Source organism: Nocardioides sp. (assembly GCF_035697785.1).
In the GTDB taxonomy this organism is placed as follows: domain Bacteria; phylum Actinomycetota; class Actinomycetes; order Propionibacteriales; family Nocardioidaceae; genus Nocardioides_B.
This window is the reverse complement of the sequence record NZ_DASSCL010000019.1, coordinates 1-20,288: the sequence shown is the minus strand read 5'-3', so window position 1 is coordinate 20,288 and position 20,288 is coordinate 1. Positions and strand designations below refer to the sequence as shown.

Here is a 20,288-nt window from a genome sequence, read left to right as displayed (position 1 = left end):
TCGGCGACACGGTCTGGTTCCGGCACGCGAAATCCGGCGAGGTCGCCGAGCACGTGCGTGAGGTGCACCTGGTGGCCGGCGACCGCGTCGTCGAGGTGGTCCCGACGTACCGCGGCACGGGCAACGCCTGGTGACCTCCGCGGACGACGTCGTACGACGGACGCTGGCGGCCGCGCCCACCCTCGGAGCGGGCCGGCTGGTCTGCGTGGACGGGCCGTCCGGGTCCGGCAAGACCACGTTCGGCGCGGACGTCCGGCGGGCGGTCCCGGGTGAGGTGTCCTGCCGCGTGGTGCATCTCGACGACCTTTACCCGGGCTGGGACGGCCTGAGCGCCGGCGTCGAGCACGTGGCCGAGCACGTCGTGGCAGCGTTCGAGCGCGGCGAGGACGGTCGCTATCGACGCTACGACTGGCACACCGGACAGCCGGGCGGATGGGTCGACGTACCGCGCGTCGACCTGCTGGTGCTCGACGGCGTCGGCTCCGGGGCGCTGGCCTACGCGGACCTCGTGACCACGCTGGTGTGGCTGGAGGCCGGCGACGACGTCCGGCTGGCCCGGGGCGTGGCCCGCGACGGGGTCGCCTCGCGCGAGCACCTGGTGCGGTGGATGGCCGCCGAGGCGCCGTACCTCCTCGAGCAGCGCACCCGGGACCGCGCCGACTTCGTCATCCGCACCTGACCGACCGTTGAGACGCGCGTCCCGGGATGTTGAAACGCGCCCCGGACGACCTTCATGCGCGCGCATGAGGAGTTGGCCGCCCGCACCACGCGCCTCAACACTCCATAAGGCGCGTCTCAACACCCCACAAGGCGCGTCTCAACGGCGGGGGCGGGGGCGGTCGGGCGGGGGGTGGACGAGCATGGTGGCCATCGCCCGGGCCGCGGCCTCGGCAACCTCGGCGTCGGTCACGTGCTGCGGGTCGTCCGCGAACGCTGAAGGGGCCGGCAGCAGGTCGTCGAGCGACCCGACCACGGCGTACCCACCGGCGCGCACGGCGTCGACGTGGGACTCGGACACCGAACGGCACCACTCCTCGAGCCGCCGCGGCAGCCGCGCCGGGGCGCCCTGCTGGGCGGAGAGGACGCGCTTGCCGAGGTACATCTTCCCGACCGCCCGGTAGGCCTCCCTGCGCCTCAGCCGACCACCCAGCTCCACGTTGACCCGACGGAGCAGCTCGGTCTGCACCAGACCCAGCGAGACGTTGCTGCGCGGGACGCCGGCGTCGAGGGAGCCCGGGTCCACGTCGAGCACCGAGCAGAACCGCTCCAGCAGCAGCCCGGGATCGGCGCCGACGGGCGGGACGGTCACGACGTGGATCCGGTCGGCCGACACCGCGCTCCCCCATCGCTCCATCACCGCGGGCAGGTCCTGGCTGGCCCAGAAGTCGCGGGCCCGGCGACCGCGCCTCTCCACCGCGGCGAGGTACTTGTCGTAGGTGTAGCGGCGCCGTGCGGTGACCTTCTGCTGCCAGACCGAGGGCACCTGTCGGGCCAGGTCGCGGACCGTGAGCACGACGTGCACCTCGGTGCGGCCGAGGTGCTCCACGAGCCGGCGTGACTGCGCGGCGGTCGCCGGGGCGAGCGACTCCTCAGTCAGCAGGAACCGGTCCGCGGTGCCGGCGGCCAGGGCTTCGTCGAGCCCGGACCGCAACCGCGACAGGGCGTCGGTGACCTCTGGGCCGTCGACGCCGGGACGGGCCCGGTCGCGGGTCGCCAGCATCACCCGGAACGTCTGTCGCTTGGTGGCCGGCAGCATGGCGAGCCGCTGGCCGACCAGCGCGTCCTGGGACTGCCAGAACACCGACTGGAGGTACGACGTACCGGTCTTCTGCAGACCGATGTGCACGAACGTGCGAGGGGTCGGACTCATGGCCCGCTCATCCAAGCACGGGCTCCCGGTGCAGGGCGTAGTTGGTCCAGCGGCTCTCCACCTCGAAGCCGGCCCGCTCGTAGATCCCGAGCGCACCCGTCGGGTTCTCCGAGTCGACGTCGAGCGAGGCCTCGTCGAAGCCCGCCTGCTTGTAGAGCACGAGCGCGTGCGCGAGCAGCAGGCCGGCGAGCCCGCGGCCGCGGTGCTCGCGACGGGTGCCGACCTTGGCGACGTACGCCTCCCGGCGCCCCGTCGCCTGGAAGTAGGCGTCGAACTCGTTGGACTGCAAGTAGGCGACCACCCGGTCCGGTGCGACGTCCTCCACGACGAGCAGGCTGAGCTCCGGACGGAAGTTGCGGCTGTCGCTGACCCACTGCTTCCACATCACGTCGGTCCACGGGGTGAAGTTCGGGTGGTCGACGAAGGCCGCGTTGTGCGCCTCGAGCATGGCCCGGTCGAGCTCGGCGGAGTACTTCACCAGCGACAGACCCTCGGGCACGGCGGGCGGCTCGGGTACGTCGTCGAGGCGGGTGCGCATCACGAAGTTCCACCGCTCCGGCACCATCTCGAAGGCCGCGAGCAGCTCCTCCTGGGCGGCGTTGGCCGACAGCCCGGTGACGTTGTACTTCGCGGGGAGATCGGGGTGCTTCTCGGCATGCACCTCGTCGGCGCGCGCGAGCATGGCCTCGACCAGTCGGGTGCCGATGCCCTCCCCGCGCCGGGCCGGGTTCACCGACCCCTCCACGTGCACCTTCTGGTAGCTGTCGTCGGTCGAGCGCGGGTAGACCGCGAAGTAGCCGACCAGGTCGTCGCCGTCGAAGCCGCCGACGATGTCCTTGCCGACCTCGATGTCCGGGTTCGCGAACTCCTCGACCAGGTCGTCCTCGTTGTAGTGCTCCCCGGTGTTGTCCACCGCCTCCACGGCCGCGAGGTGCCGGGCCAGGAGCGGGATGTCGTCGGTGAGCAGCGGTCGCAGCGTCAGGTCCACGCGGGGAGCCTAGGCCGGAGGCCGCGGTGGCGCAGCCGGTTTTCTGCCAGGGTGTCTCCATGGTTGCGCGGAGCGGGGAGCAGCACGAGATCGCCGGCGGTGGTTACCGCGCCGTGGTCACCGAGTGCGGTGCCGGGCTGCGGGTGCTGGAGCACCAGGGGCGGCCGATCGTCTCCGGGTACGCCGAGGACGAGCAGGCGAGCAGCGGGCGGGGCCAGCTGCTGCTCCCCTGGCCGAACCGGATCCAGGACGGCCGCTACCGCTTCCAGGACCAGGACCTGCAGCTCCCGCTGTCCGAGCCGGCGCGCGGCCACGCGAGCCACGGGCTGGTCCGCTGGGTGGCGTGGACGGTCCGCGAGCACACCGACGACGCGGTCACGATGGGCTGCCGGCTGATGAGCCAGCCCGGGTACCCGTGGACGCTCGACCTGACCGCGTCGTACGCCGTGTCCGGGGCCGGCCTCGACGTGACCGTGTCGGCGACGAACCTCAGCGACTGGCCGGCTCCGTTCGCGGCGGGCGCGCACCCCTACTTCCGGCCGGGATCGGACCCGCTCGACTCCTGGCGGCTCGACCTGCGGGCCGCGACCGCGCTCACCGTCGACGACCGGCTGATCCCCATCGGCTCGGTGCAGATCGCGGGAACCGGTGGCGACTTCCGCGACGGCCGGGCCATCGCCGGGGCGAGCCTCGACACGGCGTACGGCGACCTGGACCGCGACCCGGACGGCTGGGCCGAGGTCCGCCTGTCCGGAAGCGACGGCACCGTGGTGCTGCGGATGGACGAGAACCACAAGTGGGTGCAGGTCTTCGTCGGACCGCCCGGACGCCGCGACCTCGTGGCCATCGAGCCGATGACCGCGCCGCCGAACGCGTTCGCGACCGGCCAGGACCTGATCGTGCTGGATCCCGGGGATACGACGTCGGTGCGCTGGGGCATCCGAACCGGCTGAGTTGTCAGCGCCTGGACCGGTCGGGACCGGCTCAGGCTCTGACAATCAGGCAGGGGGGACGTAGCCCGTCGGGTCGTCGCCGAGGTCCACGATCGCGGCCACCGGGCCGCCACCGTCGGGGCCCTGGTGGGCGGCCGACACCGACACGAACACCGCCGGGTCGCCGGTCACGGCCGCGGTCACGCCGCCGACGCAGGACTTGATCTGCCGGTGCCAGTGCACGTCGGAGTCGTCGAGCATCGCGTTGCGGCGCCCGGCCACCTGACCGTCCTGGCTCACCTCGCACTTGAGGAACACGTTGACCAGCCGGCCCTGGAGGTCGTCGCGGTGCGGCCGTTCGGGCAGGTCGAGACCCGCGTCCCTGATTGCCGCCCAGATCCCGTCCTGGTCGAGCGCGTCCTTCATCACCGAGTGGCCGATCCGGTAGCGACCGCCGACCCCCCGGGCGTTGCCGACCACCACGACCTGCGCCTGGTCCAGCTCGACGCCGCTGGAGCAGGAGGCGACCGCGGAGTACAGCGACCGGTCGTGCATCACGTCGGCGTCGGTGGGCATCTCGATCTCGCCCAGCGCGACCGCGATGCCGAGCGCCGTACACCCGTTGGACAGGTCCATCGACTCGTGCGTGTGCTCGGTCCACACCGTCTTGCCGCGGCTCTTGGCGTCGCGGATGGTGTGGATGGTCAGCAGCGGGGTCTTCGTCTGCACGTAGTGCACGTCGGCCGGGTCGTCGATCCCGGCGCGCTCCATCGCCACCCTCACCGCGGCCGCCACCTTCTCGACCATCGCGACCCGGCCGATGTCCTCGGGCATCAGCACGTCGCTCATCGCGAAGCCGACGGTGAGCCGCGGCTCGTCGGTCTGCTGGGCGCGGTCGGACGGCATGGTCGCGAAAATCGTGGCGTGCGGGCTGATCACGCCGTCGGTGCCGCCTGACCAGACGATCGGGACCTGCTTCACCTCCTCGGCGCTGCGGGTGCCCTTGTCGACCAGCACCTCGCGGAACGCCCGGTCGGCGATGATCCGCGTGTAGTCGTTGACCCCGCCGTTGCCCTCGGTCTTGCCGATCACCGCGATCACTCGGTCGGCGTCGAGCGTGCCGTCGTCGATCAGCTCGGCAAGGCCGCTTGCGTCGGACACGTTCAGGATCGGGACCTTGCGGACTTCGATGGGCTCGGGCATGACGCTCCTTCTGTAGTGATCTCGACAAGCTCGATCAACCGTTGGGTACGACGACGGTGCCGGCCTCGCCGGCGACGCCGTCCACGATGTGCTCCAGGTTCGTGATGACGCTGTACTGGCCGCCCCGCTCGACGAACCGGCAGGCGGCGTCGACCTTGGGGCCCATCGAGCCGCTCGCGAAGTGCCCCTCGGCGGCCAGCTCGCGCAGCCGGCCCACCGTCACGCGGCCTACCGGCTCCGCCTCGGGGGTGCCGTATCGCAGCACCGCCGCCGGCACGTCGGTGGCGACGACCAGCACGTCGGCCCGCACGGTGCGCGCCAGCAGCGCCGCCCCGAGGTCCTTGTCGATCACCGCCTCGACGCCGCGCAGCCCCGACCCGTCGCGGACCACGGGGATGCCGCCACCGCCGTTGGCCACCACGAGGAACCCGGCGTCGACGAGCGCCGTGACGGCGGGGGCGTCGATGATCTCGCGGGGCTCGGGCGATGCGACCACGCGTCGCCAGCCCTTTGCGCCGCGGTCCTCCCAGGTCTCGCCGCGTTCGACGAGCACGGCCGCCTCCGCGTCGCTGAGGTGACGCCCGATCGGCTTCGTGGGGCGTGCGAAGCCCGGGTCGTCGCCGTCGACGAGGGTGCGCGTGACGAGCGTGGCGCACGGGCGGGACAGCCCGCGTTCGGTGAGGGCGTGCTCGAGCGCGTTCATGAGGATCAGGCCGAGGGTGGCCTGGGTCTGGGCACCGCACCAGTCGAGCGGCACGGGGGGTACGACGGCCGCGGCGAGCTCGTTCTTCACGAGCAGGTTGCCGACCTGTGGGCCGTTGCCGTGGGTGAGCACCACCTCGACGTCTCGGGTCAGCAGGTCGGCGACCGCGTCCATCGCCACCTGCGCGGCGTCGATCTGGTCCTCGGGGCGGACCCGTCCGTCGCTGCGCGCCAGCGCGTTGCCACCCAGTGCCAGCAGCACCCTCATCGTTGCCTCACCTTCCACCCGCCACTCGAAGCACAGCGCCGGTCGCGAACGGACAGGCGTCGCTCATCAGCCAGGCCACCGCCTCCGCGATCTCCTCGGGCTCACCGGCCCGACCCAGCGGAACGCGCCGGCCCACTCGTTCCAGACGATCCGGGTCGCCGGCCGCCGCGTGGATCTCGGTGCGAACGATTCCCGGCGCGACCGCGTTGACCCTGATGCCGCGGCCCGCCACCTCCTGCGCGAGACCGACGGTGAGCGTGTCGACGCCGGCCTTCGCCGCGGCGTAGTGGACGTACTCGTGCGGCGCCCCGAGCGTCGCCGCCGCGGACGACACGTTGACGATCACGCCGCCGTCGGCGAGGTCCCGCACCGCCCGCCGCGCGCACAGCAGCGCGCCGGTCAGGTTGACCTCGACCACCCGCTGCACGACGTCGGCCGGGGTGTCCGCGAGGTCGCCGAGGTGCAGCGTCGCACCGGCGTTGTTGACCAGGCCGTGGAGCGGGCCCAGCTCGGCGGCCGCGTCGAACAGCCCGTCCACCTGCTTCGGGTCGGCGACGTCGACCTGCACGGCCAGGCACGCGGCACCGGTCTCCCGCACGCGTGCGGTGGTCGCCTCGGCCGCGTCGACGTCCCCGAGGTAGCCGAGCACGAGGTCGTGCCCGTCGGCGGCCAGCCGCAACGCGGTGGCGGCCCCGATGCCACGGGTGCCGCCGGTGATCACGGTGAGAGGTCGGCTCATGCCGCTCCTCGCGCTGCAGCCGTCATAGCCAGTCCACCTCGGCGGCAGTGGCACCGGCGGCCAGCGTCGCGTAACCGGGGCCCCGGTCGAAGAACGGCTCGTCACCGGTGCGTGCGGACCGGCGCTCCTCACGCAGCGCGTCGGACGCGGCGGTGTCGACCTCCGGGGCGTCGGCTGGTCCGGTCACCTCGACGCCGTAGTCGGCGCGCGCGCCCTCGCGGGACACCTTGCCCCAGAGCACGTCGCGCGCGACCTCGTCGTACGGCCGGGTGAGGGGGTCTCCCCAGCCGCCACCGCCGGTCGTGCGGATCCGGATCACCTCTCCGGCCCGCACCGGCTCGGCGTCGGCGAGGGCGTCCACGAGGCGCTCGCGGGGCCCGCCGGGGTCGATGGTGACCTCGAACGGCTTCCCGGCCTTCCCGCCCTTGACGCCCCAGCAGGCGAGGATCGAGCGGTCCGCGATCGACATGAAGTGTGCGTCCTCGAGCATCCTGATGTGCTTCTCGTAGCCCAGCCCGCCGCGGTAGCGTCCCGCTCCCCCGCTGTCGACCGACAGCCCGAGCCGCTCGACCACGAACGGGAACCGCGCCTCGGAGAACTCGCTGGGCAGGTTCCGCGAGTCCGGCACGACATGGATGGTGTCCTCGCCGTCGGCGTAGTAGCGGCCGCCGGAGCCGCCGCCGAGCACCTCGCGCATGAGGTACGGCGCGCCGTCGGGGTCGGTGCCGTAGACGCCGGTGTAGCGGATCGTCTCCTGGTCCGCGGGCATGCGCCCGTCGACCGCCTTGGCCAGCACCCCGGCAAGTACGCCGAGCAGCCGCAGGATCACGAACGTGCGCGCGTTGGTGGGTGCCGGGAACTCCGGGGTGAGCAGCGTGCCCTTCGGCGGGAACCGCATCTCGATGAGCGGGACGACCCCCTCGTTGACGTCGAGCTCGGCCATCCGTTCCGGGGTGTCCGCGAGGTTGCGCAGGATCGGCGCGAGCCACTTCTTCAGGAAGTTGCCGTCGGCGTAGTCACCGCAGTGGTTGATCGGCCCCTTGGCCTGGGGGGCGGTGCCGTGGAAGTCGAGCACCAGCCGCTCGCCCCCCGGGTCCTCGGCCGCGGTCCGGGTGAGCGTGATCCGCTGGGTGTGCAGCCGGGGCTCGTCAACCCCGTCGTGCTCGGCGTAGTCCTCCCAGACGTACTCCCCCACCGGGATCTTCGCGAGGATCTCGCGCCGGAACGTCGCAGTGGTCTTGTCGAGGACGGCGTCGAAGCACGCCTCGACGGTCTCCCGCCCGTAGCGGTCGAAAAGCTCGGCCATCCGGCGCGCTCCCATCAGGCACGCCGAGCACTCCGCGTCGAGATCGGCCGCCAGCGAGTCGGGCATCCGCGAGTTGCGGGTCATGATCTTCAGCGCGGCCTCGTTGGGCACGCCCTGGTCCCACAGCCGGATCGGCGGGACCATCAGGCCCTCCTCGAAGACGCTGGTCGCCTGGCTGGGCATCGACCCGGGTACGGCGCCGCCGATGTCGTCGTGGTGGCCGAAGGCCTGCACGAACGCCACCACCTCACCGTCGTGGAACACAGGCGCGGTCACGCACAGGTCGGGGAGGTGGCCGATGCCACCCTCGGACAGGTAGACGTCGTTGTGGAAGAACACGTCGCCCGGCCGCATCGTCTCGAGCGGGTAGTCGCGCGCCACCGGGTGCACCAGCGCCGAGTAGGACCGGCCGGTCAGCTTGCGGAGCTTGCGGTCGTGGATCCCGGCCCGGTAGTCGTGGGCGTCGCGGATCATCGGCGAGCGCGACGTACGCCCGATCGCGGTCTCGACCTCCATCTCGACCGACGCCAGGTAGCCCTCGACGATCTCGACGAGGACCGGGTCCACGTCGCTCATGACGACCTCCTGATCACGAGGTTGCCGTAGTCGTCCACGCGCGCCTCGAACCCGGGGTGCAGCGGCACCGTCGAGCTGAACTCCTCGAAGACCGCCGGTCCCTGCACCAGGTCACCGGCGCCGAGCGCGGCGCGGGCGTAGACCGGGGTGTCCACCCAGTCGTCGAAGTACACCCGCCGGCTGCCGGTGCGGGCCCCGTCGGCACCCGATCCCTTCGCCACCTCGCGGACCTCGGGCTTGCGGATCGGGCCGATGCCGGTGACCCGGAGGTTGACCCACTCGACCTCCTGGCGGACGTCGTCTCGGAAGTCGTAGTCGTAGAGCGCCTTGTGCTCGTCGTGGAAGCGGTTCGCAACGGCGGCCATCAGGTCCGCGTCGACCGGCCCCTCGGAGACGTCGACGCGCACCTCGTAGGCCTGCCCGTAGTAGCGCAGGTCGGCCGTGCGCACGAACACCCGCTGCTCGGCGAGGAACCCCTCGCGCTCGAGCGCCGCGTCCGCCTGCCGGGTCAGGTCGTCGAAGACGGCCCGCACGTGCGTGGCGTCGAGCTGCGACTGCCGGGCGACGGCGGTCTGGACGTAGTCGTTGCGGACGTCGACGGTGAGCAGCCCGTACGCCGAGAGGTTGCCGGGGTTCAGCGGCACCAGCACGCCCTGCAGGCCGAGGATGTCGACGAGCCGGCAGGCCAGCAACGAGCCCGACCCGCCGAAGGTCACCATCGTGAAGTCGCGGACGTCGAGGCCGCGGTTGACGGTGACCTGCCGCAGCGCGTTGGCCTGGTTCCACGCCGAGATCTCCAGGATGCCGGTGGCGCAGGCCTCGAAGCCCAGCGCCAGCTTGCCGGCCAGGTCGCGCACGCCGGAGGCCGCGATGTCGACGTCGAGCGGCACCTCACCGCCGAGCAGGTGCGGCGGGATCCGGCCGAGCACCGCGTGCGCGTCGGTGATGGTGGGTGCGGTGCCGCCGCCCGCGTAGCACATGGGGCCGGGGTCGGCGCCCGCCGACTGCGGGCCCACCTTGAGGGTGCCCTCGGGCGAGATCCAGGCGATCGAGCCGCCGCCCGCGCCGACGGTGACCACGTCGATCATCGGGATCTTGGACGGGTACGCGCCGACGTGGCCCTCCGTGGTCAGGGCCGGGTGACCGTCGATCACGACGGTCACGTCGGTCGACGTACCGCCGCCGTCGCAGGTGACCACCTGAGGGAAGCCGGCCTTCTGCGCCACTACCGCCGCGCCGAGGGCCCCGGCCGCGGGACCGGACAGCACGGTGGTGATCGGCTGGTGCACGACCTCCTCGGCCGAGAGCACGCCGCCGTTGGACTTCATCACGTAGAACGGGATCTGCCTGCGCTTGTCGAGCCCGTCAGGATCGGCCTCGACGAGCTCGACCAGCCGGTTGGCGATGTTCTCGACGTAGCGCCGGATGTTCGGCTTCACCGCCGCGTCGACGAGGGTCGTGACGGAGCGTTCGTACTCGCGGTACTCGCGGAGCACCTCGCTGGAGATCGAGACCGTCGCCTCCGGGTGCACCTCGGCCAGGATCGCGCGCATCGCCAGCTCGTGGGCGTCATCGGCGTAGGAGTGCAGGAAGCAGACGCCGATGGTGTTGATCCCCTGGTCGCGGAACCACTCCGCGACGACCATCGCCTGCCCGGCGTCGAACGGCCGGATCTCGCTGCCGTCGACGGCGAGCCGACCCGGCACGGTCTTGACCCGGTGCGCCGGCACGATCCGGGCGGGCTTCACCCAGAAGTAGGAGTTGCCGTAGCCGTCCGGCACCGACTGACGGGCGATCTCGAGCATGAACTCGTAGCCCTCGGTGGTGATGAACCCGAGGTTCTCGACCTTGCCCTCGAGCAGCTTGTTGGTCGCGACGGTCGTGCCGTGGCTGACCGCGCTGACGGCGTCACCACCGAGCCCGAGGTCCGCGAGCACCTTGCGCACGCCCGTCATGAAGCCGACCGCCGGGTCGTGCGGGGTCGACGGGGTCTTGGTGACCGCGAGCTCGCCGGTCTCCTCGTCGACCGCCACGACGTCGGTGAACGTCCCGCCGGTGTCGATCCCGATGCGGATCACTTTGCCTCCTGCCCAGTAGCGGTCGCAGGGCCGGTCGCGGCGGCCGCCTTGGCCAGCGCCTCCAGGCTCCGGCGTACGTCGTCGTCGGTCGTCGACCAGTTGCTGACCGAGATCCGCAGCACTGCGCGCCCGTGCCAGACGGAGCCGGTCATCCACGCCGTCCCGTCGGCCAGCATCGCGTCGACCACGCCCCTGGTGCGCCGGTCGTCGCCGAACGAGGCGCAGACCTGAGTGAACACGACGTCGTTGCAGAGCTCCGCTCCCGGCAGGTCGGCGAGCCCGGCGGCGAAGACGGCGGCGTGCCGGCAGAGCCGGTCCACGAGCTCGGCGACACCCTCGCGCCCGAGCGACTTGAGCACCGCCCAGACCGGGAACGCCCGGCCGCGCCGCGATACCTCGGGCACCTTGTCGAGGGGTTCGCCGGCCTCGTCGTGGATCAGATAGTCGCCCTGCATCCCCATGGCGGCCTTGACCGCGGCACGCTCGCGCACGATGGCCAGGCCGCAGTCGTAGGGCACGTTGAGGGTCTTGTGCGCGTCGGTGGCCCAGGAGTCAGCGGCCTCGTAGCCCTCCAGCAGGTGCCGGTGGCGCGGCGACGCCGCCGCCCACAGCCCGAAGGCACCGTCGACGTGCACCCACGCGCCGTGCCGGTGGGCCGCGGTCACGGCGTCGCCGAACGGGTCGAACGCGCCCGAGTGCACGTTGCCGGCCTGCAGTACGACGATCGTGGGCGAACCGTCGCCGTCGGCCAGCACCGCCTCGAGCAGGTCGGCCCGGATCCGGCCCTCGTCGTCGGCCGGGACCACCTCGGGGGTCCCGAGGCCGAGGTAGCGCAGGGCCAGGTCGACCGTGTCGTGACGCTCGGCGCCGACGACCACCCGGACACGCGGCCCGCCGTGCAGGCCTCTCTCGGCGACGTTCCAGTCGGCTCGTCGCAGCACCTCGTCGCGGCCGGCGGCCAGGCAGGTGAAGTTCGCCATCGTGGCGCCTGTGACGAACCCGACCGCGCTCTCCGCGGGCAGGTGGAGGAGGTCCAGCAGCCAGTCCGCCGTCACGTCCTCCACCGCGGAATGGGCCGGCGTCAGTCGACGCAGGCTGGCGTTCTGGTCCCAGGCGCTGGTCAGCCAGTCCGCGGCGAGGGCGGCTGGATGCCCCCCGCCGATCACGAAGCCGAAGAACCGGCCCGACGGCATCGCGGTCAGGCCTGGGTCGCAGGCGTCGGCGAGCTGCTGCACCGCCTCGGCGGCCTCGGTGGGTCCGTCCGGGAGGGTCGGCCCGAGCGCCTCGACGAGCTGCTCGATCGTGGCCTGGGGCGGCACCGGCCTGCTGTCGAGGGAGTCCAGCCAGGCCAGCGCGATCCGGTGGGCGCGCTCCAGCGCCGCGGCGCGCGCGGCGTTCCCGGCGGCGTTCACGACGTGCCCTCGAGGGCCGGCCGCCGGTCGCCGACGCGGGTGATCGCCTCGAACGCGTGGGCGATCTCCAGCAGCCGGCGCTCCTCCTTGGGGGCGGCGACGATCTGCACGCCCACCGGCCAGCCTTCGCGGGTGAACCCCGCCGGCACCGAGATCGCGGGGCACCCGGTGACCGTGATCAGGAACGCCGAGCGCATCCAGTCGAGGTAGGTCTCCTGTGGCTTGCCGTTGATGTCGGTGGGGTACTCCTGCTCGGCGTCGAACGGCGGCACCTGGCTGACCGGGAGCACCAGCACGTCGTACTGCTCGAAGAAGATCCGCACCTTCTCCGCGATGCTGGTCAGCCGCCGGTAGGCCGCGGAGATGTCGTGTCCGGTCAGCGACTCCCCCGCTCGGATGTTGTCGGCCAACGAGCGCTTGAACCCGTCCGGCCGCTTCGCCAGCAGCGTGTGGAACCGGGACTGGAACAGCCACGCCCGGAGCGTCCTGAACACCGTCTCGGCGCCGGCGAGGTCGAGATGTGCGTCCGCGACGTGCGCGCCGGCCTCGGTCAGCACGTCACCCTGGGCCCGGACGATCTCGGCGACCTGCCCGTCGACCTCGAAGGCGCCGCCGAGGTCGGTCGACAGCGCCACCCTCAGGCCGGCGAGCGTGCCCTCCAGCGGTGGCGCGAACGCCGAGCCGGGGGTCTCCAGGGACATCCGGTTGCGGGTGGTCGGGCCGGCGATCACGGAGAGCAGCAGGGCCAGGTCGTCGACGTTGCGGGCCATCGGGCCGCCGACCGAGGTCAGCTCCCACTCGTTGGTGGTCGGCCACGCGGGCACCCGGCCGACGCTGGGCCGCAGCCCGACCACGTTGCAGAACGAGGCCGGGTTGCGCAGCGAGCCGCCCATGTCGCTGCCGTCGGCGAGCGGGACCATCCCGGCGGCGAGCGCCGCCGCCGCTCCCCCGCTGGAGCCGCCGGCGGCCCGGCTCAGGTCGTAGGGGTTGCGGGTGGTGCCGAAGATCGGGTTGAAGGTGTGCGAACCGGCCGCCCACTCCGGGACGTTGGTCTTCCCGATCACGACGGCGCCTGCGCCGCGGATCCGCTCGGCGATCAGCTCGTCACGGCGGGGCACGTAGTCGGCGCGCAGCGGGGAGCCGAACGTCGTACGCCAGCCGCCCACCTCGTGGGTGTCCTTGAACGCGTGCGGAAGGCCGTGCAGCGGGCCGACCGGGTCGCCGTGGGCGAGCGCCTCGTCGGCCGCGGCGGCGCCCTCGCGGGCCCGCTCCTCGTCGAGACTGACCACCGCGTTGACGGCCGGGTTGACCGCGGCGATCCGGTCCAGGTGCAGGTCGAGCAGCTCGCGCGCGGAGATCTCCTTCCCGGCGACGGCCGCGGCCATCTCCCGGGCGGTGGAGTAGACGTGGATGTCGTGCATCGCGCTCCCTCCGATGTCGGTATGCCTTGCGTGATCCATGGGTCACGGTCGGGCTACCGATATCGGTGGCTCCTCCCTCCGATCCATCCCCCGATCACAGCACCCGCGAGCACGAGGGCACCACCCACGAGGACTCCCTTGACGAAGTCGCCGGTGGTCGAGCCGGTCGGGGCCTCGGGGGCGGTGAAGACCTGGCCAGGTGCGGCGGCCGGACCGCCAGGTGCAGCCGTCGGCCCGCCCGAGACGGCGTCGGTCTGCCCGACGCTCCCGCCTGACAGCACCTGGTCGACGTTCTTGAAGAACTCGGCCGCCATGCGCTTGGAGACACCGGTCAGCATGCGCTGGCCGACGCCGCCGATCATCCCGCCGACCACGGCGTCGGCGTCGTAGGTCAGCGCGGTCCCGCCGTCCGGTGCGTCCTCCAGGGTCACAGCGACGTCGGCGCCGATCGTGCCGGCCGAGCCGGAGCCCTGCGCGTGCATGCGGAACGACCCCGGCTCCTGCTGGTCGCTGAGCCGGACCTCGCCGTCGTACACACCCTTGATCGAGCCGACGCCGGCGGCCACCGTCATCGCGTAGGCGTCATTGCCGATCGTCTCGAGCCGTCGGCAGCCCGGGATGGTGGCGACCAGGACGGCGGGGTCGTTCAGCGCCGCCCAGACCGTCGCGCGGTCCGCGGTCAGCGTGGACGTTCCGGACACCTTCATCTGGACTCCTTCTCGGCGGTCTCGGCCCGCTCTCGCAGGTGGAACAGCTCGCTCGGCGAGATCGGCATCCGCCGGATCGAGATGCCCTCGGCGTCCTCGATCGCGGCGGCGATGGCGGCGGCTCCCGGGATGACGCCCGCCTCCCCCGCGCCCTTGACGCCCAGCGGGTTCAGCGGGGACGGCGTGACCAGGTGGTCGATCTCGACCTCCGGGACCTCGGAGGCGTACGGCATCAGGAAGTCCATGAACGAGGCGTTGAGGAGCTGCCCGTCGGGGGCGTACTCCATCCGCTCGTACAGCGCTCCCCCGACGCCCTGGGCGACCCCGCCGTGGATCTGGCCCTCGACGATCATCGGGTTGATCAGCGTGCCGCAGTCGTGGACGACGCAGTAGCGGAGCACCCGGATGTCGGCGGTGTCCGGGTCGGTCTCGACGACGACCGCGTGCATGCCGTTGGCGAACGTCGAGCGTGGCGGCGAGTAGAACTGGCTGCTCTCGAGGCCGGGCGACTCACCCTCCTCGACGGGCGGCTTGTCGGGGTCGGCGGGCGACGCGAACTGGGTCGCCCGCTTGGCGGCGTCGTCGAACGCATAGCGCAGCGGGTTGGACAGCACCGCGACCGCGCCGAGGTCGATCTGCGCCGCCGCGGACTCGCCGGTGCCCCTGACCCGGACGTGCCCGTCGACGATCTCGAGGTCCTCGACGGCGGCCTCCAGCGCGGTGGCCGCGATGCGAAGGGCCTTCTGCCGGACGGCCCGGGCGGTCATCGCGACCGCGCTGCCCGACATCACCGCGGTGCGGGAGGCGAACGTGCCGACGGCGTACTTGAACCGCCGGGTGTCCCCGGTGGTCACCCGGACCCGCTCGAACGGCACGCCGAGCTCGTCGGCGACGATCTGCGCGAGCATCGTCTGGTGCCCCTGGCCCTGCGTGGTCAGACCGGTCGACACCACCACGGTGCCGTCGGTCTCGACCCTGATGTGGCCGCCCTCGTAGGGGCCCACACCGGTCCCCTCGACGTAGCAGGCGAGCCCGATCCCGACCCGCCGGCCCTCGGCCCGGGCCCGGTCGCGGTAGGCCTCGAAGTCGTCCCAGCCGACCAGGTCCTTGATCTTCTTCAGCGACGCGGGGAAGTCGCCGGAGTCGTAGATGAGCGGCCGACCGTCCTGGAAGATCAGGCCCTGGTCGAACGGCATCTCGTCGGGCTGGATGAAGTTCCGCTCGCGGACGTCGGCGCGGTCGAGACCGAGGTCGGCGGCGATCGCGTCGAGGGTGCGCTCCATGACGAAGCAGCCCTGGGGGCGGCCGGCACCGCGGTACGGCGTGACGATCACCGTGTTGGTGTACAGGCTCTCGAACTCGACCCGGTAGACGCCCGGCTTGTAGGGGCCGAGCAGCTGGGTGGAGGTGATGATCGGGACGATCAGGCCGTAGGGGATGTAGGCGCCGTGGTCGTGCCAGAACCGCACAGACAGCCCGAGCAGCCGGCCCTCGTCGTCGTAGCCGACCCGGACCCGGTGCAGCTGCCCGCGCTCGTGGGCGGACGACACGAAGTGCTCGCGGCGGTCCTCGGTCCACTTGACCGGACGACCGAGCCGGCAGGCCGCCCACGGCACCAGCACCTCCTCGGGCCAGGGATGCACGATCTTGACCCCGAAGCCGCCGCCGACGTCGGGGGTGATGACCTCGACCCGGTCGACCGGCAGGGCCAGCTTGGCGGCGATCGCCTGCCGCACGCTCGTCGAGGTCTGGGTGGAGGTGTGCACGGTCAGGGACCGGTCGTCGGCGTCCCATTTCGCCAGCACTCCCTTGCCCTCCATCGGCATCGAGGCGCTGCGCTCGATGGCGAGGTCGAGCTCGAGGGAGTGCGGCGCGGCGTCGATCGCCGCGTCGGCGTCACCGGTCTCCTGGACCATCCGGGCGGCGACGTTGCCCGGCACGTCGGGGTGCACGAGGTGCTCGGCGGCACGGGCCGCCTCGACGCCGACGACGGCGGGCAGGAACTCGTAGTCCACGCGGATCCGCTCGACGACGTCCTCGGCGACGTAGCGGTCCGTGGCCACCACCATCACGATCGCCTCGCCGACGTAGTTGACCTCGTCGGCGGCGAGGGCGTGCTGGGTGCGGCCCTGGGTCAGGGTGGGGTGCGGGATGAGCAGCGGCAGCGGCTCCGCGACGCTGGTGCCGTGCCGCTCCTGGTCGGCGACGAGGTCCTCGTAGGTGTAGATGCCGACCAGGCCGTCGACGTCGAGCGCGTCGGTGACGTCGACGTCGACCACCCGCGCGTGCGCGTGCGGGCTGCGCACGAAGGCGACCTCCAGCGCGTCGTGACCGAGGTCGTCGAGGTAGCGGCCGTTGCCCGTGACCAGCCGCGGGTCCTCGACGCGCTTGACCGGCTCACCGACCATCCGGGTGGTCATGCGCCACCCGTACCGGGTCGGTCACCGATGAGCTCCGCGGCCCGCTCGACGGCGGAGACGATGTTGACGTAGCCGGTGCACCGGCAGAGGTTCCCGCTGATCGCCTCGCGGGCCTCGTCGCGGGTCGGGTCCGGGTTGTCGTCGAGGTACGCGGTGATGGTGGTGATGAACCCCGGCGTGCAGAAGCCGCACTGCAGCGCGTGGCACTCGTGGAACGCCTGCTGCACCGGGCCCATCCCGCCGTCGGGGGCCTGACAGCCCTCGACCGTGGTGATCTCGGCGCCGTCGAGGCTGACCGCGAACAGCAGGCACGAGCGCATCGGCCGGCCGTCGACCAGCACGGTGCACGCGCCACACACGCCGTGCTCGCAGCCGACGTGGGTGCCGGTGAGCCGCAGGTCGTGGCGGAGCGCGTCGGAGAGCAGCCGGCGGGCGGGCAGCTCGAGCTCGTGCCGGACCCCGTTGACGACCAGGGACACGGAGACGGGAGTCGTCATGCCGCACCCTCGACGGAACCGCCGTCGGTCCCCCCGACCCGCCGCGACCGGGCCTCGTCGTGCGCCTGCCGGAGCGCGCGCTCGGTGAGCACGTGCGCCAGGCGGCGGCGGTATGCCGCAGTGGCGTGGATGTCGTCCTCGGGGTCGATCGCCTCGTCGAGCAGCTCGCGCGTCCGACCGGGGTCGACCGCACCACCGGAGCCGCTGAGGGCCGGTCCGAGGTCCACGACGACCGGGCCGGGGCCGACCGAGATCAGGCCGACCCGTGCGGCGGTGATCGCCAGGTCGGAGTCGACCGTGACCAGGGCGGCGACCCCGCACATCGCGTAGTCGCCGTGCCGGCGGGCGAGCTCGAGGAACGCCGAACCCGTGCCGGCCGGCGGACGGCGGAAGGTCGCGGCGACCGCGACCTCCTCGTCGGCGTGCTCGGTCTCCATGGGGCCGACGAAGAACTCACCGGCCCCGACACGGCGGGAGCCGTCGGGGCCGACCAGCTCCACCTCACCGTCGAGCAGCGCCAGCACCGCGGTCATCTCGGCCGCCGGGTCGCCGTGCACCAGGCTGCCGACCGACGTGCCCCGGTTCCGGATGGTCGGGTGCGCGACGTGCTGCAGAGCCTGTCGGAGCAGCGGCACCGCGTCGTACGCCGCGTCGTCCCTCTCCACCTGGGCGTGCCGCGCCAGGGCCCCGACCCGGACACCGTCGGAGGTGACCTCCACGGCGTCCAGGCCGGGCAGGTGGTTGATGTCCACCAGGTGTCCGGGCGCGGCCAGCCGCATCGACATCAGCGGGACCAGGCTCTGTCCGCCCGCGAGCACCTTCGGCCCCTCGTCGGCGTGCGCGGCGAGCAGCTGCACGGCCTCGTCGACGGTGGTGGGACGGTGGTAGGTGAACGGGGGTGGTTTCAACAGGCTCCTCGGGATCTCGATCGGTTCCCCTGGTCAGGGGCCCAGTCAACACGCTCAGGGCGCCCGGTGGGACCCCTCATCCGGGTCATCGGTGTCCTCGTCCCGGTGGATGCCGGTGCGACCCACCGCCAGCATGGCGCCGTCGTCGCGGAGCTCGGCGGGCGCCACCGCACGGGCCAGGTGGTACATCACGATGCAGACGATCGTGCCCAGCGCGATCCCGGTCAGGGAGAAGTCGTCGGTGATGTCGAGGGTCGTGTCGCCGATCGCGATGATGATGCCGGCGGCGACGGGGACCAGGTTCAGCGGGTTTGCGAAGTCGACGCCGTTCTCCTTCCAGATCTTGGCGCCGAGCAGGCCGATCATGCCGTAGAGGACGACCGTGATGCCGCCGAGCACACCACCGGGTGTCGCCGACACGACCGCGCCGAACTTCGGGCTGAGACCGAACAGGATCGCGACGAGTGCCGCGACGTAGTACGCAGCGGTCGAGTAGACGCGGGTGGCCGCCATGACGCCGATGTTCTCCGCGTATGTGGTGGTGGGCGAGCCGCCGACCGAGGTGGCGATGACCGTGCCGATGCCGTCGGCGGCGATGGCGCGACCCATCACCGGGTCGAGGTCCTTCTCCGTCATCGCGGCCACGGCCTTGACGTGACCGGTGTTCTCCGCGATGAGGGCGATGACCGCAGGCAGCACCAGCAGGACGAACGTGATGCTGAAGCTGGGCGTGTGCCAGCCGGCCACTTCCAGGCCGTCGGCGTTCACGAACGTCTCCTGCGGGAAGCCGAGCCAGTCGGCGGACTGTACCCCGCCGAAGTTGACTCGATCGTGCGTGGTGATCTCACCCGCAGCGGGGTCGAACGACGTGATCTGGCCGAACACCCGGTCGAACAGCCATGACAGCACGTAACCGAACACCAGGCCGATGAAGATCGCAATGCGGCCGTAGAAGCCGCGCAACCCGACGGCCATGAGGATGACGGACGTCATGACGATGAGCGCAATCCACTGGTCCTGAGGCCAGTAGATGTTGGCCACGACCGGAGCGAGGTTGAACCCGATCAGCATGACCACCGCGCCGGTGACCACCGGTGGCAACACCTGGTGCAGCACCCCGGAGCCGAGGAAGTGGATCGCGACACCGACGAGCGCCAGGACCACGCCGGCGACGAGAATCGCGCCGGTGACCTGCGCGGAGTCACCGCCCTGGGCCCGAATCGCCGCGACACCACCGACGAACGACGCGCTGGTACCGAGGTAGCTCGGCACCTTGCCCTGCACGATCAGCAGGAAGCAGATCGTGGCGATACCGCTCATCATGATCGCCAGCTGAGCATTGAGGCCCATGATCAGCGGGAAGACAAACGTGGCGCCGAACATCGCCACCACGTGCTGTGCGCCGAGCCCTACGGTGCGCCCCCACGACAGGCGTTCATCGGGACGCACGACAGCGCCCGGCGGCGGAGTCTTACCGCCGTAAACAACCTTCCACCCAACTGCCACGTGTCGCCTCCCTGCGACGGCAGCCGTATCCGAACCGGCTGCGGTTTCTACTGGACCATTCGGGTGATCTGAATCACCCGGGGGGCCACGATGGCAGGAAACTTAGGCAATAGGAACTCCGAACGGCATAGCACTACCTGCCGAGCACAAGCCGTGTACGTCGGCAACCTCTGAAGCGGGCTCAGCCCAGCCCACGCATCTGGAGCACCTTGAGCGCCAATGCGAGATCCAGGCGGAGCTCTGGATCGTCGGTGAACGGGCCGAGGATCCGCTCGAGCTTGCTGATCCGATACCGCAGCGTGTTGTAGTGGAAATGCAGCTGGCGGGCCGCTTCGGCGACGTTGAGGTTCGTGTCGATCAGCACCTTCAAGGTGTGCCGGAGGTCGTCCATCTCCGGGTCGTCCTCGGCGGCGAGCTCACGCAACGTCTCGCGGACGAAGTCGCGCAGTTCGCCGGTGTCGCCGATCTGGCTCAACAGCCGGAACGAGCCAAGAGCATCGAAGTGCGCCACAGCGCCGGATCCCTGCATCTGACGCCCGACCCGCACCGCCTTACGGGCCTGCTCGTAGGCCTCTGGCAGCCGTTCGGGGTCGTCGATGACCCGGCTGACACCGGTGGAGAACGATCGTCGACCACCGCCCCCGTCCCCGCTGACCTCGCGGACCGCCTCCCGCACGACCTGCTCGGCCGACGCCGCCCCGCTCCGGGGCAGGCCCAGCAGGGCGACCACCTCCTGGGTGAACCCGACGACGGCC

General features: G+C 71.8%; 17 protein-coding genes. 2 read left to right on the top strand and 15 right to left on the bottom strand.

The genetic code is table 11. The features are described from left to right. Positions 1–130: 130 nt before the first annotated feature. Positions 131–679, top strand: coding sequence for a 4-amino-4-deoxy-L-arabinose transferase (locus VFH10_RS02630; RefSeq protein ID WP_325125654.1), 549 nt, complete (start codon positions 131–133; stop codon positions 677–679). Between the two features lie 138 nt (positions 680–817). Here VFH10_RS02630 and VFH10_RS02625 read toward each other — a convergent pair whose 3' ends face one another. Both VFH10_RS02625 and VFH10_RS02620 read right to left on the bottom strand, forming a co-directional pair. Continuing rightward, complete coding sequence (locus VFH10_RS02625; protein ID WP_325125652.1) at positions 818–1,870, bottom strand: hypothetical protein; 1,053 nt, start codon at positions 1,868–1,870, stop codon at positions 818–820. A 7-nt stretch (positions 1,871–1,877) separates the two neighbouring features. After that, a complete protein-coding gene (locus tag VFH10_RS02620; protein ID WP_325125650.1) occupies positions 1,878–2,858 on the bottom strand; it encodes a GNAT family N-acetyltransferase in 981 nt (326 codons plus the stop codon). Positions 2,859–2,917: 59 nt separating this feature from the next. Between VFH10_RS02620 and VFH10_RS02615 the strand changes: the two genes are divergently transcribed. Then, entirely contained in the window at positions 2,918–3,811 is an 894-nt protein-coding gene (locus tag VFH10_RS02615) for an aldose 1-epimerase family protein (protein WP_325125648.1), read from the top strand. 45 nt (positions 3,812–3,856) lie between these two features. On the opposite strand, the gene VFH10_RS02610 is transcribed toward VFH10_RS02615, so the two are convergent. The 13 genes from VFH10_RS02610 to VFH10_RS02550 form a co-directional block, all read right to left on the bottom strand. Then, positions 3,857–4,993 (bottom strand): ring-opening amidohydrolase, encoded by a 1,137-nt coding sequence (locus VFH10_RS02610; RefSeq protein WP_325125645.1) that lies wholly within the window; start codon positions 4,991–4,993, stop codon positions 3,857–3,859. Positions 4,994–5,027: 34 nt separating this feature from the next. Next, positions 5,028–5,963 carry a carbamate kinase gene (locus VFH10_RS02605; RefSeq protein WP_325125643.1) on the bottom strand — a complete coding sequence of 312 codons (936 nt, stop codon included), beginning with the start codon at positions 5,961–5,963 and terminating at the stop codon, positions 5,028–5,030. Positions 5,964–5,970: 7 nt separating this feature from the next. Beyond that, positions 5,971–6,702, bottom strand: a complete 732-nt coding sequence (locus VFH10_RS02600) for an SDR family oxidoreductase (RefSeq protein ID WP_325125641.1) — start codon at positions 6,700–6,702, stop codon at positions 5,971–5,973. 22 nt (positions 6,703–6,724) lie between these two features. Continuing rightward, positions 6,725–8,584 carry a hydantoinase B/oxoprolinase family protein gene (locus VFH10_RS02595; RefSeq protein ID WP_325125639.1) on the bottom strand — a complete coding sequence of 620 codons (1,860 nt, stop codon included), beginning with the start codon at positions 8,582–8,584 and terminating at the stop codon, positions 6,725–6,727. Further along, positions 8,581–10,662: a hydantoinase/oxoprolinase family protein gene (locus VFH10_RS02590; RefSeq protein ID WP_325125638.1), complete on the bottom strand. Its 2,082-nt coding sequence runs from the start codon at positions 10,660–10,662 to the stop codon at positions 8,581–8,583. The genes VFH10_RS02595 and VFH10_RS02590 overlap by 4 nt, the downstream gene beginning before the upstream one ends. Continuing rightward, positions 10,659–12,074, bottom strand: a complete 1,416-nt coding sequence (locus VFH10_RS02585; protein ID WP_325125636.1) for a pyridoxal phosphate-dependent decarboxylase family protein — start codon at positions 12,072–12,074, stop codon at positions 10,659–10,661. The genes VFH10_RS02590 and VFH10_RS02585 overlap by 4 nt, the downstream gene beginning before the upstream one ends. Next, on the bottom strand, positions 12,071–13,495 hold the full coding sequence (locus tag VFH10_RS02580; RefSeq protein ID WP_325125634.1) for an amidase: 1,425 nt from the start codon (positions 13,493–13,495) through the stop codon (positions 12,071–12,073). Before VFH10_RS02580 ends, VFH10_RS02585 begins: the two co-directional genes overlap by 4 nt. Positions 13,496–13,548: 53 nt before the next feature. Then, entirely contained in the window at positions 13,549–14,202 is a 654-nt protein-coding gene (locus VFH10_RS02575) for a carbon monoxide dehydrogenase subunit G (RefSeq protein ID WP_325125632.1), read from the bottom strand. Further along, positions 14,199–16,622 (bottom strand): aerobic carbon-monoxide dehydrogenase large subunit, encoded by a 2,424-nt coding sequence (gene cutA / locus VFH10_RS02570; protein WP_325125630.1) that lies wholly within the window; start codon positions 16,620–16,622, stop codon positions 14,199–14,201. The genes VFH10_RS02575 and cutA overlap by 4 nt, the downstream gene beginning before the upstream one ends. Beyond that, positions 16,619–17,119, bottom strand: coding sequence for a (2Fe-2S)-binding protein (locus tag VFH10_RS02565; RefSeq protein ID WP_325125628.1), 501 nt, complete (start codon positions 17,117–17,119; stop codon positions 16,619–16,621). The genes cutA and VFH10_RS02565 overlap by 4 nt, the downstream gene beginning before the upstream one ends. Continuing rightward, positions 17,116–18,027 carry a xanthine dehydrogenase family protein subunit M gene (locus VFH10_RS02560; protein WP_325125626.1) on the bottom strand — a complete coding sequence of 304 codons (912 nt, stop codon included), beginning with the start codon at positions 18,025–18,027 and terminating at the stop codon, positions 17,116–17,118. Before VFH10_RS02560 ends, VFH10_RS02565 begins: the two co-directional genes overlap by 4 nt. Positions 18,028–18,081: 54 nt before the next feature. After that, positions 18,082–19,476: a uracil-xanthine permease family protein gene (locus VFH10_RS02555; protein ID WP_325125624.1), complete on the bottom strand. Its 1,395-nt coding sequence runs from the start codon at positions 19,474–19,476 to the stop codon at positions 18,082–18,084. A gap of 238 nt (positions 19,477–19,714) precedes the next feature. After that, the coding region (locus VFH10_RS02550) for a helix-turn-helix domain-containing protein (RefSeq protein WP_325125622.1) at positions 19,715–20,288 on the bottom strand (574 nt) is incomplete at its 5' end.